At 63.0% G+C, this 13,108-nt stretch carries 9 protein-coding genes; 6 read left to right on the top strand and 3 right to left on the bottom strand.

Translation table 11 applies throughout. The annotated features are described in order from the left end of the window. Nucleotides 1-96 precede the first annotated feature (96 nt). Both CXQ93_RS13325 and CXQ93_RS13320 read right to left on the bottom strand, forming a co-directional pair. On the bottom strand, nucleotides 97-2,619 hold the full coding sequence (locus CXQ93_RS13325; protein ID WP_104110911.1) for a rhamnogalacturonan lyase: 2,523 nt from the start codon (nucleotides 2,617-2,619) through the stop codon (nucleotides 97-99). 200 nt (nucleotides 2,620-2,819) lie between these two features. Beyond that, nucleotides 2,820-3,035, bottom strand: a complete 216-nt coding sequence (locus tag CXQ93_RS13320; RefSeq protein WP_104110910.1) for a hypothetical protein — start codon at nucleotides 3,033-3,035, stop codon at nucleotides 2,820-2,822. Between the two features lie 191 nt (nucleotides 3,036-3,226). Here CXQ93_RS13320 and CXQ93_RS13315 point away from each other — a divergent pair, with 191 nt between their 5' ends. Together CXQ93_RS13315 and CXQ93_RS13310 are read left to right on the top strand one after the other, a co-directional pair. Then, the gene (locus CXQ93_RS13315) at nucleotides 3,227-4,522 is read left to right on the top strand and encodes an ABC transporter substrate-binding protein (protein WP_104110909.1); all 1,296 of its coding nucleotides are present in this window, start codon (nucleotides 3,227-3,229) and stop codon (nucleotides 4,520-4,522) included. 50 nt (nucleotides 4,523-4,572) lie between these two features. Beyond that, the gene (locus tag CXQ93_RS13310; RefSeq protein WP_181036155.1) at nucleotides 4,573-6,672 is read left to right on the top strand and encodes a hypothetical protein; all 2,100 of its coding nucleotides are present in this window, start codon (nucleotides 4,573-4,575) and stop codon (nucleotides 6,670-6,672) included. A gap of 103 nt (nucleotides 6,673-6,775) precedes the next feature. Here the strand turns inward: CXQ93_RS13310 and CXQ93_RS13305 are convergent, their stop codons facing one another. Continuing rightward, nucleotides 6,776-7,783 (bottom strand): LacI family DNA-binding transcriptional regulator, encoded by a 1,008-nt coding sequence (locus tag CXQ93_RS13305; protein WP_104110908.1) that lies wholly within the window; start codon nucleotides 7,781-7,783, stop codon nucleotides 6,776-6,778. A 126-nt stretch (nucleotides 7,784-7,909) separates the two neighbouring features. On the opposite strand from CXQ93_RS13305, the gene CXQ93_RS13300 reads away from it, so the two are divergent. Genes CXQ93_RS13300 through CXQ93_RS13285 form a run of 4 tightly spaced genes read left to right on the top strand, consistent with a single transcriptional unit; the run spans nucleotide 7,910 to nucleotide 13,035 of the window. Further along, complete coding sequence (locus CXQ93_RS13300) at nucleotides 7,910-8,272, top strand: L-rhamnose mutarotase (RefSeq protein ID WP_104110907.1); 363 nt, start codon at nucleotides 7,910-7,912, stop codon at nucleotides 8,270-8,272. Further along, nucleotides 8,265-9,431, top strand: a complete 1,167-nt coding sequence (gene rhaI / locus CXQ93_RS13295) for an L-rhamnose isomerase (protein ID WP_104110906.1) — start codon at nucleotides 8,265-8,267, stop codon at nucleotides 9,429-9,431. The genes CXQ93_RS13300 and rhaI overlap by 8 nt, the downstream gene beginning before the upstream one ends. 20 nt (nucleotides 9,432-9,451) lie before the next feature. Continuing rightward, nucleotides 9,452-11,533: a bifunctional aldolase/short-chain dehydrogenase gene (locus CXQ93_RS13290; protein ID WP_374953407.1), complete on the top strand. Its 2,082-nt coding sequence runs from the start codon at nucleotides 9,452-9,454 to the stop codon at nucleotides 11,531-11,533. After that, the gene (locus CXQ93_RS13285) at nucleotides 11,530-13,035 is read left to right on the top strand and encodes a rhamnulokinase family protein (RefSeq protein ID WP_104110904.1); all 1,506 of its coding nucleotides are present in this window, start codon (nucleotides 11,530-11,532) and stop codon (nucleotides 13,033-13,035) included. Before CXQ93_RS13290 ends, CXQ93_RS13285 begins: the two co-directional genes overlap by 4 nt. The last annotated feature ends 73 nt before the right edge of the window (nucleotides 13,036-13,108 follow it).

Here is a 13,108-nt window from a genome sequence, read left to right as displayed (position 1 = left end):
AACTGCCGACGCTCACGGCAGACCGCCCCGGACGTGCGCAAAAATGCGTCGGCCGGGGCGGTTGCCAGTGCAGTATCCTTCAAGCAATGTGGCTGGCTATTTCTTGAAGGTATGCCGCCACTCTGAGGTGGCACCGTCCGCGATGGACACATACGGCTTCGGCACCGCCATGACGGTGACGGATGCTTGGAGGACCTTTGTGGAGCCGTGTTTCACCTTCACCCCGTCAATGTAATAGTCCATTGTGGCGCTGTTGGGAGTGATCACTATGCCGTGTGGAGACTTTCCGGCGTTGACAAATTTTGGCGCCGCGGGCGTGGCGGGCTGCGTCAGCAGGGGAACCCTAGTGAAGTCCATGTCGCTGGCCAAGTAGTAGCTGGTGTACGCGGGCTGGTTGTACGTGGTGTTCTGCCTTGCCACCTCCACCCGGTACTGCGGATCGTGCATCAGGGTGGTCAGCTTGTGTGTGGTCACCTCTGTACTTGTGAAAATACGCAGTGCGCTGGAATCTGTGGTTCGCACCAGCAGTTCCTCGCGCCAGTCACCCAATACGTCCGCTACCAACGACGCCGTTCCCTTAGTCCCGTTGTTCGTGCTGGTGCCCGTGGCGGTCAGAACTTTGCCCGTTTCCCAGTTGTCGATGGTGGGTGTGCCATCTGCGCTGCCGTTGACGAGTGCGGTTGTGAGGTTAGCGGACCAGTGGATGGACTGATTCGTGCCCGGCGTCGCCGCGGAAAGTACTGTTCCAGTGGAGCTGAGTAGACCGCTGGCATCGGTGCCACCAGGCATGCTCGACCAAACTTCCATCCCGGGCACATCGCTGCGCACGTCGCCGATCATGCCGCGGCCGGTGTCCTTGCCGGAGTAGGCGCCGAACAGGATTTCTCCTGTGGCGGCATCGCGCAGTGCCGAACCGTAGGGAGCCCAGGTTCCACCTTCGTGAACAGTGAAAATTTCCAAGCCTGGGCGGTCTGGATCAATATCCGCAACATGCATGGCATCGCCATGGCCCAGCCGGGCATTCGCGCCGGGTTCAGCGCTTCCCGGCGGCATCTCATCGAAGGAGCTGTACAGCACAGAACCGTCGTCGTCGATGGTTGTGGATCCGTACACGATTTCCTGCCGCCCGTCACCGTCAACATCGGCGGCGCTCAGTGAGTGGAAACCCTGGGTGGTGATCTTCCCGTAGGTGGGATCCGTGCCGTCACGGCCGTGCGGGGAGTCGTTGAACGGGTTACTCATGGGTGCATGGCCGCTGTCGATCATCCAGCGCTGCGTCAGCGCCTTGCCATTCCAGTCATAAGTGGCCATGGTGGTGCGCGTGTAGTAGCCACGGGCAAACACCGCCGACGGGTGTTCGCCGTCAAGATAGGCCACGCCGGCCAGAAAACGGTCCACCCGGTTGCCTGGTTCGATCCGGGCCATGGCGTAGTCGCCCCACATCAGGCCGTCGTCGCCGCGGCCAGGCTCGTAGGCCACCGTCTGCAGTTCCTTACCGGTGGCACTGTCGAAAACAGTCAGGTACTCTGGGCCGTCGACGATGAAGCCCTCAAAGCTGCGCAGCTGATTCCGGGAGCTGCGTGACGGGGCGTAGACGTCCATGAAATAGTCCACCAGTTCCACGGCACTTGAGTGTGACAGCGGGTAGCTATGGGTTACCGGAATGCCGAACGCCTCTTCCAAAGTGGCCGGCCAGTTGCCTGCCGCCACTTCGGGATGCTCGCTCCAGCCCTGGAACACGTCCACCAGGTGCTCATGGTAATCCGAGGCATTCATGCGGTAGTCGTCGCTGTTGGACCAGCCTGCCTTACGGTCGACTTTCGGCAGCGTCACGAAGGACTCGTTGCTGACTGTGCCGTTGGCGGCGAAGCCGGTGGACTTGGTGCCGGGTGCGGTCTTGAGAATCGTTTCTGAGCGTCCATCTCCATCGAAGTCATAAACCATGAACTGGGTGTAGTGCGCGCCGGCTCTAATGTTCACGCCGAGGTCAATGCGGTTCAGTAGGGTTCCATCGAGCTTGTAGGTATCGATGAAGACCGGGCCGGTGTAGCCCACCTGCGAGACATCTTTTGAGTTGGAGGGATCCCACTTCACGATGAATTCGTAGGCACCGTCGCCGTCCACGTCGCCCACCGACACATCATTGGCCGAGTAGGTGTAACTCTCGCCTGCTGGCGTGACGCCGTTTGAGGGCCGTTTCAGTGGAATGTCGTGGAAGCCCCTTTCCCAGGCCGTTGCAGTACTGCTTGCATCCAGTTCGACGCCGTTGACCACCGGTGCCACGGAGTACTGATCCTTTGCCGTTCCGTTGGTGTCTGCGTAGTTGGTGCTGTCTGTGACGACAGCGATCTTTGTGCCGTTGCGGTAGACCGTGAAGCTGGGTCCGGCAAGGCCCGTTGCGGTGGCCCCGGTTGCCTCGGAGCCAAGCAGTCGCCAGCTGAGGAACACGCCCTCCGAGGTAGAGACAGCCACGAGCCCCCTGTCGAGGGCCTCAAGGTGGATGCCGTCCGGGGCTGCATCACCGGGGCTGGCCCCGGCAGGTGGTGCCACGCCAAAGACCAAAGCCGCGGAGGCCGCCAGGGCCAGTGCGGTGCGGAACGGATGGTTGCTGAGATTCATCGTCGAATCCATCTCTGGGCGGTTCGCCCGTCTTGGGGATAACGCTTTCCGTGCTTGGCTGAGCGTACCCACCTGCGAAGCGGAGGGTCAAGGGATTTTCAAAAGATTGACACGATTCATTTTTGTGTGCGAAACTGCCACTCCGGATGGGCGGCCGGGAGCCGGAAAATTTAGGATCCGGCGTTTTCATGAGTTCTGCCTCAGGCGGCTGCGCGTGCCAGCGCTGCCAGTTCTGGCCTGGAGACCATCGACTGTGGCCCGGCATTCGGCGGCTCCATTTGCTCGGAAAGCGGCTTGAGCGCACTGCCCCGAATCAGCGTGGAGGGCTGACGGACCGGCATCTGGGGCACCACTGCCGGGGCGGTGAATTCCGTGTCGTCGCAGCCCGCAGGGTCACGGTTTCGCAGTGGATGCATTGCCCGTTTTCGGGGTTCGGAGCGTCTATTGCCTCCGCGCGCCCTCTGCGGCGGTGGGCGGTGGTCATATTTGTAGACAATGACAACAAAAGCTCTTGACGGGTGAAAATATCGTTGATACGTTTCAGACAGAAAACGCTTTCTGCCATTTTTGTCATCGTTTGAGAAGTTCTAGTGGAAGTCAGGGATCAATGTCGATCAGCATTAACCGCCGTCAATTCAGCCAGGCCGTACTTGGGGCTGCTGCCCTTGGCCTGTTCGCCACCGCCTGCGGCTCGGAGGACACCTCCTCGGACCCGAACGCGGAAGTAACGTTGCGCTTCGCTTGGTGGGGCAACGCGGAACGGGCCTCCGCTACGGAAAAGGTCATCGCGGCGTTTGAGGCGGCAAACCCCAAAATCAAGGTCAAGGGGGAGCATGGTGACTTCAGTGGCTACTTCGACAAGCTCGCCACCAGCGTTGCCGCCAAGGATGCCCCCGATGTCTTTACCCTCGGTGGCGCCTACCCGGCAGAATATGCCAACCGCGGCGCGCTGCTGGATCTGGGAACAGTGGGCGGCGCCCTGGATCTGTCCGGCTTGGACCCGTCGGCTGTATCGAACGGGCAGGTCAAAGGAGTCCAATATGGTGTCTCAACCGGAGCCAATGCGTTGGCCATGGTGATCAACCCGAGCGTGTTCGAGGCTGCAGGTGTGGATATTCCCGACGATTCCAGCTGGACCTGGGATCAGTTCCGCTCGATCACAGCATCGATCAGCGCCAACAGCCCGGACGGCACCTTCGGCTCCGCTTCAGTGCTGACCCACGATTCACTCGATGCATTCGCCAGACAGCGCGGCGAGGCGCTGTACACCCAGGACGGGAAGCTTGGGATCACAGCACAGACCGTCGAGGACTACTTTGCCTTCTCGCTCTCGCTCGTTGACTCTAAGTCATCGCCCAGCGCCACCGTGCTCGTGGAGCAGGCCAATATCAGCATCGAACAAAGCTTCATGGGCACCGGCAAGGCCGGTGCGATGCTGACATGGAGCAACTCCCTCAAAGCGATGAGCGCAGCGGCGGGAGAAGAGCTGAAACTCATGCGGCTCCCAGGCGAGTCCCCAACCCCGGGCATCTGGCTGCAATCCTCCCAGTACTATGCCATCTCGGCCCAGAGCAAGAAGTCAGAGGCGGCAGCAAAGCTGATCGACTTCCTTGTCAACAGCGAGGAGGCCGCCAAGCTGATTCTCAACGACCGCGGAGTGTCAAGCAGTGCCGCCATAAGAGCAGCCATTGCGCCCGATTTGACCCCCAGTGGCCAGGCGGAAGTTGCCTACTTGGACATCGTGGGCAAAACCAAGTTTGCGCCTACGTTCATCGGGCCCACCGGTTCAACTGCGGTGGGTGAAATTACCGCACGCATCAATACGGATGTCCTTTTTGCCAAGGCCAGTCCCGCCGAAGCTGCCAAGCAATGGATGCAGGAAAGCGCCAACGCGATCATGTAATTGCGCCTGCCCTGCCTGCCCGGCGCCCGCACTCCCTGAAAGGAACACCTGTGATTGACAGGAAAGCCCTGGTCCAGCGACACAATGTCAGTTTCAATGCCGTGGATCCGAGATCGCCGCTGACGGTCGGCAACGGCAATTTTGCCTTCACAGCAGACGTTACCGGGCTGCAAACCATCCCGGATGCCTATCCCGCACCCGGTAGGTACGTTGAACAAGGAGGTTCGCTGTTGGGAACCCAGTCGACGTGGGCGTGGCACTCCACCCCGGTTGACGAGGAGCCATCATTGTCGGTGTCCTTGCAGGAGTATTCAAGCCCCCGCGGACGGGTTCCATATGTGGATTTGGCAGGAAAAACCAGTGCAACCGAATTGGATGATGGATCGCCCGAGGAGACGTGGCTGCGCAACAATCCCCACCGGCTGATGCTTGCCAATATTGGGCTGGCTTCGGAATCCGCCGGTCTGGACTCCATCCAGGCCCACGACATCGGCGGCATTGATCAAAAGTTGGACTTGTGGGAGGGGTTGCTGACAAGCGCCTTTGCCGTGGCAGGTGCAGAATTTTGCGTGCTGACAGTGGTGGACCCGGACTCGGACACGCTCGCCGTTTCCATCCGGTCCACCGGGGAACGCCCGCCTGCCGTCCGATTTTCCTTTCCCTACGGCAGTGAGGCCTGGGGCAATGCCGCCGATTGGGACCAGCCGGACAAACACAGTTCCGATTTCAGTGCTGAGCCAGAAGGATGGGAAATCCAAAGGGTTCTCGACGGCACCCGATTTAGCGCCCATATAGCCGCTGACAATGCCCAGCTGACAAGCGTGGGAGCCCACGATTTCCTGTTGGCAGGGACCTCTTCCGAATTGACCTTTAGTGTTGCATTTACCCCTGCCCAGGGCGGGCCGCAAGACACGCGAAAGACGTTTGCTGAAATCAGGAAGGCGGCAGCCGAGCACTGGAGCGCCCATTGGCTCAACGGAGGCATGATCGAATTTGCCGGGAGCGCCGATCCCCGGGCCGCCGAACTCGAGCGGAGGGTTGTCCTGTCCCAGTACCTGATGGCTGTCAACTGCAGCGGTTCGGCCCCGCCCCAGGAGACGGGATTGGCTGTCAACTCATGGCGCGGCAGGTTCCACCTGGAGATGCACTGGTGGCACGGGGCCCACTTCCCGTTGTGGAACCGGGAGGACCTGCTGACTGACAGCCTTGACTGGTACTTCACCATCTTGGACCGTGCGCAGGAAACAGCAGCCAGGCAGGGATTCGCGGGGGTGCGCTGGCCCAAACAAGTTGCCCTTGACGGGAGGGAAAGCCCCAGCGACATCGGACCATTTCTCATCTGGCAGCAGCCGCACCCCATCTACCTGGCCGAACTGGTTTGGCGCGCCACACAGACCCCGGGAATGGACCCGGTAAAAGGGGAAGAAGTGCTGGCGAAGTACGCCACGCTCGTCTTTGAAACGGCGGCCTTCATGGCCAGTTTTGGCCTCCGCACTGAAAACGGTGTGGAGTTGCCGCCGCCGCTGGTGCCCGCCCAGGAATCCTACGGCTTCATGCGGGACCGGGTGGAGAACCCCACCTTCGAACTGGCCTATTGGAATTGGGCACTGGAGACCGCGCAGCAATGGCGGCGCCGGCTGGGGTTGGCCGACGCGCCCGGGTGGAGTGAAACCGCCCGCGACATGGCCAAGCCGCACACCGCGGACGGGGTCTACAGTGCCATCTCTGTGCCGCCATTTACCATCCGAACGGACCACCCCTCAATGCTGGCCGCCCTTGGGGTGGTTCCCGAAACCTCGGCCATTGACCCGGCAACCATGGACAGGACCTTGGATGGGGTGCTCTCTGACTGGGACTGGGGCAGCACGTGGGGCTGGGACTATCCGATGATTGCCATGACTGCTGCCCGCCTGAACCGCCCCAACGACGCCGTGGACGCGCTTCTCATGGAACGGGGCAAGAACACGTATCTCGCGAACGGCCACAATTTTCAGACCGACGCACTGCCGTTCTACCTGCCGGGCAATGGCGGCCTACTCACCGCCGTCGCCCTCATGGCCGTTGGCTGGGACGGGGGAAAAACGGCGCCGGGTTTCCCCAGTGACGGAAGCTGGACCGTCACGGCGGAGGACATCCTTCCGCTGCCTTGAGGCAATGCCGCAGTCATGGACACGGGCGCCATTGACTCCAGGTTTGTGGCAGCAGCCGGGCGGTCCGAAAGTATACGGACCGCCCGGCTGCTGCCACAGCTGCTTAAGAGCCGGTGCTTGCCCGCACGACCAGTTCTGGCTTGAAGACCACTGATCGCGGGCCGGCATCCGGCGATTCCAGCTGTTCTGTGAGCAGTTCGATCGCAGTGCGCCCAATGAGTGTGGTGGGCTGGCGGACAGAGGTCAGCGGCACCACCGCAGAGGCGGCAAAGTCAATGTCGTCGTAGCCCACCAGTGCCACATCCTGGGGGATCCGCAAGGTGTGCAACATCGTCAACGACTGCATGACACCCAGTGCGAGGAGGTCATTGGCACAAAACAGCCCGTCGGGCAAAAGGCTGCGCTCGCGTTCCACGAGGGAGTCACCCACGCCGCGACCGGCCAGCACCGTCAGGTCTGCCGCCTGCAGAACCTCCAGGGTGGCGCCGGGAACTTCTGCCACCGCGCGCATGGCACCCGAGAGCCGGTCAGTTACCTGGTGAAACTGCTGTGGCCCCGCCACGAACGCAATCCTGCGCCTGCCGATGTCCAGCAAATGTTTGGTGGCCATATAGCCACCGGAGACGTCGTCGACCGAGACGGAACTGAACTCGTCTTCACTGGAGGGGCTGTCCACCAGGACCACCTTGGTGCCGCGTGCCGTGAGCGCTGCCAGACGCTTGGAATTCTCGGCGACGGGGGAGATGAGCACGCCCTGGACACGCTGTTCCTCGAAGAGGTCTATGTAGTGCAGTTCCCGCTGGGCGTCGTGCCCGCTGTTGCCAAGCACGACGGCGTTGCCTCCCTCCGCGGCAGTGTCCTCTGCCGCCCGGGCCAGGGAAGAGAAGAAGGGGTTGCCGATGTCCAGAACAATCAGGCCGATGGTGCGGCTGTGACCTGCCCGCAGCTGGCGGGCCACATCGTTGCGGACAAAGCCGAGTTCGGCAATGGATGCCTGGACGCGGTCCAGGGTCTTTGAGGCAACCCGCTCCGGATAGTTCAGGACATTTGACACGGTGCCCACGGCTACGCCTGCATGGTTGGCAACGTCCTTGATACTTGCGGGCCGCATGAAACTCCTCCACTTTTTCGCCAACCGATCGCCGACGTCTTAATGGCGAGTTTCGGTTGACATTGATTTGATATCAAGTGTACGTTGAATCGTAATAATGAATCGTTTCAAGAATGAGGTTTGGCAATGCGGGTTTGTTTTCGTTCTGCGGTGGATCCCCACCGACTCCAGGCCTACCGGGAAGCCCATGCAAAAGTGTGGCCAGAGATGCTCCGGGAACTCAAGGCTGGCGGGTGGAATGACTACACCCTCCACTTGGGCGACGACGGGCTCCTGATCGGCATTGTCGAGTGCGACGACCTGGACGCGGCACGTGCCCGCATGGCGCTGACGGAAGTCAACGGCAGGTGGCAGGCCGAAATGGCCAAGCTATTCCCGCCGTCGGATGCCAATCCGGATGAAGGATTCATTGTCCTCGACGAAGTTTTCAATCTTGAAGAACAGTTGGCTGCTGCCAGCAACAACAACGAAGGAAGCGCAAATGAATGACATGTCAGCGGCCCTGAGCCGCTTGGACGATCTGGCCATCGAGGTCCCGTCATGGGCCTACGGCAACTCAGGCACGCGCTTCAAGGTTTTCGGCACGCCAGGCACGCCCCGCACGGTGCACGAGAAGATCGCCGATGCTGCGCAGGTGCACAAGCTGACAGGCCTGGCCCCGCTGGTCTCGCTGCACATCCCGTGGGACAAGGTCGAGGACTATGACGCGCTGAACGCCTACGCAGGCGACCATGGCGTGGGCCTGGGCACCATCAACTCCAACACCTTCCAGGACGACATCTACAAGTTCGGTTCCCTGACGCACGTGGACGCAGCTGTCCGCCGGCAGGCGATCGACCACCACTTTGAATGCATCGACGTCATGGACGCCACCGGCTCCCGGGACCTGAAAATCTGGCTCGCCGACGGCACCAACTACCCCGGCCAGGGCGACATGCGCGGCCGCCAGGACCGCCTCGCCGATTCCCTGCAGGAGATCTACGCCCGCCTCGGCGAGAACCAGCGCATGGTCCTCGAATACAAGTTCTTCGAGCCGGCTTTCTACCACATGGACGTCCCGGACTGGGGCACCTCCTACGCCCAGACCCTCGCCCTCGGCGAGAAGGCGCTCGTCTGTCTCGACACCGGCCACCATGCCCCCGGCACCAACATTGAGTTCATCGTGGCGCAGCTGCTGCGCCTGGGCAAGCTCGGTTCCTTCGACTTCAACTCGCGTTTCTACGCGGACGATGACCTGATCGTGGGTGCGGCCGATCCCTACCAGCTGTTCCGCATCATGTACGAGGTCATCCGCGGCGACGGCCTCGGCGCCGACTCCGGTGTGGCACTTATGCTCGACCAGTGCCACAACCTGGAAGAGAAGATCCCCGGCCAGATCCGCTCGGTGCTGAACGTGCAGGAAATGACGGCCCGCGCACTCCTCGTGGACCGCGTAGCCCTGACCGAAGCCCAGAACGCCGGCGACGTCCTCGGTGCAAATGACATCTTCTCCAACGCCTTCTACACCGACGTGCGCCCGGTCCTCGCCGAATGGCGCGAATCCCGCGGCCTGCCCGCGGACCCGATGGCCGCCTTTGCCGCCAGCGGGTACCAGAAGCAAATCAACGACGAGCGCGTGGGCGGAACCCAGGCCGGATGGGGTGCCTAACAATGAGCGAGCAGAGCAACGTGACTGATACACCAAGCACGACGGCGGCCCCCGCCACCGCGCTTCCCGGCACCGACACGGTGGCTGAGCTGATCACCCGCTCGAACCGGTTGGGTGCCGACAAGCGCAACACCAACTACGCCGGCGGCAACACCTCCGCAAAGGGCACCGCCAAGGACCCCGTCACCGGGGAAGACGTGGAACTGCTGTGGGTCAAGGGCTCCGGCGGAGACCTCGGCACCCTTAAAGAATCCGGCCTGGCAGTGCTCCGCCTGGACCGCATGCGCGCCCTGGTCAACACCTACCCCGGCGTTGAGCGCGAAGACGAGATGGTCGCCGCCTTCGACTACTGCCTGCACGGCAAGGGAGGTGCCGCACCGTCGATCGACACTGCCATGCACGGCCTCGTCGACGCCGCCCATGTTGACCACCTGCACCCGGATTCGGGCATCGCAATCGCCACAGCGGCGGACGGCGAGGAGCTGACAGCGGCGATCTTCGGCAACAAGGTTGCTTGGGTGCCGTGGCGCCGACCCGGCTTCCAGCTGGGCCTGGATATTGCTGCGATCAAGGACCACAACCCTGACGCGATCGGCACCATTCTCGGCGGCCACGGCATTACCGCCTGGGGTGCCACCAGCGAAGAAGCGGAAGCAAACTCGCTGTGGATCATCGAAACCGCAGAGGCCTACATCAACGCCAACGGCCGCAAGAATCCGTTCGGTGCGGCGCTGCCCGGCTACGGCGCATTGTCGGAAGCCGAACGCCGCGCCAAGGCAGCAGCCCTGGCTCCCACCATCCGCGGACTCGCCTCCACTGACAAGGCCGCCGTTGGCCATTTCAGCGACGACGCCGCCGTGTTGGATTTCCTGGGTTCGGCTGAACGCCCGCGCCTGGGTGCACTGGGCACCAGCTGCCCCGACCACTTCCTGCGCACCAAGGTCACCCCGCTCATCCTGGACCTGCCGGCGGACGCCTCGGTGGAGGATTCCATCGCACGCCTGAAGGAACTCCACACCGAGTACCGCACGGCCTACGCCGACTACTACGAGCGCAACGCCGTGGCCGATTCGCCCGCCATGCGCGGCGCGGACCCGGCCATCGTGCTGGTGCCTGGAGTTGGCATGTTCTCCTACGGCGCCAACAAGCAGACAGCACGCGTTGCCGGTGAGTTCTACCTCAACGCCATCAACGTCATGCGCGGCGCGGAGTCACTGTCCACCTACGCGCCGATCGACGAGGCGGAGAAGTTCCGCATCGAATACTGGGCGCTAGAGGAAGCCAAGTTGGCCCGCCTGCCCAAGCCCAAGTCGCACGCCACCCGCATCGCCTTGGTGACGGGTGCGGCGTCGGGCATTGGAAAGGCCATCGCCACCCGACTGGCCGCCGAAGGCGCCTGCATTGTCATCGCGGACCTGAACCTTGACGCTGCCCAGGCAGTGGCGCTGGAACTGGGCGGGCCGGATGTTGCCATCGGCATCAAGGCCGATGTCACCGACGAAGCCGCCGTTCAAGGCGCCGTGAATGCCGCTGTGCTGGCGTTCGGCGGCCTGGATTTGGTGGTCAACAACGCCGGACTCTCCATCTCCAAGCCGCTGCTGGAAACCACCGAAAAGGACTGGGACCTGCAGCACGACGTCATGGCCAAGGGCTCGTTCTTCGTGTCCAAGGCTGCCGCGAAGGTGCTGATCGAACAGGACATGGGTGGGGACATCATCTACATCTCGTCCAAGAACTCCGTGTTTGCCGGTCCCAACAACATCGCCTACTCCGCCACGAAGGCCGACCAGGCCCACCAGGTGCGCCTGCTAGCCGCGGAACTGGGCGAATACGGTGTTCGTGTCAACGGCATCAACCCCGACGGCGTGGTCCGCGGCTCGGGCATCTTCGCCGGCGGCTGGGGCGCCAAACGCGCGGCCGTGTACGGGGTGGACGAGGAGAAGCTGGGCGAGTACTACGCACAGCGCACCCTGCTCAAGCGTGAGGTGCTGCCGGAAAACGTGGCCAACGCCGCCGTCGTGCTCACCAGCGCTGAGCTCTCGCACACCACGGGCCTGCACATCCCCGTCGACGCCGGCGTGGCCGCAGCCTTCCTGCGATGACAGCTGCTCCCGCCGTACCTGGTGCGGCATTGTTTGCCGCCGTCGACATTGGCGCGTCCTCCGGGCGCGTCATCGTCGGCGGCGTTGGGGGTGGAAAAGCCGAACTGCATGTGGTGCACCGCTTCCCCAACGGCGTGATGGAACATGACGGCGCCTTACATTGGGACTTCGATGCGTTGTTCGCCGAAGTGCTCATCGGGCTGGCAGCAGCCGCGGACCATGCGGCGGCCGTTGGCGACGTGATCGCCAGCATCGGCATCGACACCTGGGCCGTGGACTACGGTCTCGTCGACGGCACGGGCACGCTCGCCAACCAGCCGTTCAGCTACCGCGATGGGCGCGGCGCCACGCAAGTGGGCAGGGTTCACGGGGTTCTCGGTCCGGATCGGCTGTATGAAACCACCGGCCTGCAGCATCTGCCGTTCAACACGATCTTCCAGCTGGCTGCCGAGCAGGCAGCCGGCCGTAATCTCGCCGGGCTGCAGGCGCTGCTGATCCCGGACCTCATTGCGTTCAAGCTCACCGGCAACCGCCGGACTGAGTCCACGAACGCCTCCACCACGGGCCTGTATGACGCCGTGGCGGGGGACTGGGCCACCGAATTCCTGGCTGCCCTGGACCTGTCGGCCGAGCTGTTCCCGCCGCTGATTGAGCCCGGCGAAACCATCGGCACGCTGCTGCCGGAACTGGCCGGGCGCACCGGGCTGACTGCCGCAACGTTGGTGGTGGCCGTAGGGTCGCACGACACCGCCTCCGCCGTGGCCGCAGTTCCCGCCACAGCCCCAAACTTTGCCTACATCTCCTCCGGCACGTGGTCGCTGGTGGGGGTTGAGCTAGATGCTCCGGTCCTGTCGCAGGCCAGCCGGTCGGCGAACTTCACCAACGAGCGCGGCGTGGACGGCACCACCCGCTACCTGCGCAACGTGGGCGGCCTGTGGCTGCTTAGCGAGTCGATGCGGAGATGGGAGAAGGAAGCGCACGACGCCGGGTCCCCGGCTTCCGCGTCTGCCCCGCTTGCGCTGTCCCTCGCCGGGCTGCTGGCGGCCGCGGCTGCCGAGCCGGCCGGGGGGCCGCTCATCGATGTGGATTCCGAGGACTTCATTGCCCCCGGAAACATGCCCGAACGCATCCGCGCCGCCGTCAACGCAGCGGGCGGGACGCTGGAAACCCGGCAAGTCGCCGTCGTACGCTGCATTCTGGACAGCCTCGCCGCTTCCTATGCGACCACTGTCCACCAGGCCGCCCAGCTCTCAGGCAAATCGGTGGACGTCATCCACATTGTGGGCGGCGGATCCCAAAACGAGCTGCTGTGCCAACTGACCGCCAACGCCACGGGCCTGCCGGTTGTGGCCGGGCCAGTGGAGGCCACGGCGCTCGGCAACGTGCTGGTCCAGGCGCGCGCGGCGGGTGCAGCGCCGCAATCTCTGGGGGAGCTGCGTGCGATGGTTACCGCCAGCGGCTGCAGTGTCTACTACCAGCCTCGGGACAGGGTTGTGATCTAGCGCAACGTTCGAGGCGTGCCATAGGTGAAGGCGCTCCATTGCGACCTTGAAGTTGCCTCATAGTCAACAACTC

Source organism: Arthrobacter sp. N199823 (assembly GCF_002929705.1).
Lineage (GTDB): Bacteria > Actinomycetota > Actinomycetes > Actinomycetales > Micrococcaceae > Specibacter.
The sequence above is the reverse complement of the archived record's forward strand: the minus strand, read 5'-3'. Positions and strand labels throughout refer to the sequence as shown.

What these genes read in the sequence shown, in the direction of transcription:
- CXQ93_RS13315 (WP_104110909.1), top strand. Translation starts at nt 3,227, where the DNA reads ATGTCGATCAGCATTAACCGCCGTCAATTCAGCCAGGCCGTACTTGGG.
- CXQ93_RS13320 (WP_104110910.1), bottom strand. Translation starts at nt 3,035, where the DNA reads ATGCATCCACTGCGAAACCGTGACCCTGCGGGCTGCGACGACACGGAA.
- rhaI (WP_104110906.1), top strand. Translation starts at nt 8,265, where the DNA reads ATGAATGACATGTCAGCGGCCCTGAGCCGCTTGGACGATCTGGCCATC.
- CXQ93_RS13300 (WP_104110907.1), top strand. Translation starts at nt 7,910, where the DNA reads ATGCGGGTTTGTTTTCGTTCTGCGGTGGATCCCCACCGACTCCAGGCC.
- CXQ93_RS13285 (WP_104110904.1), top strand. Translation starts at nt 11,530, where the DNA reads ATGACAGCTGCTCCCGCCGTACCTGGTGCGGCATTGTTTGCCGCCGTC.
- CXQ93_RS13305 (WP_104110908.1), bottom strand. Translation starts at nt 7,783, where the DNA reads ATGCGGCCCGCAAGTATCAAGGACGTTGCCAACCATGCAGGCGTAGCC.
- CXQ93_RS13325 (WP_104110911.1), bottom strand. Translation starts at nt 2,619, where the DNA reads ATGAATCTCAGCAACCATCCGTTCCGCACCGCACTGGCCCTGGCGGCC.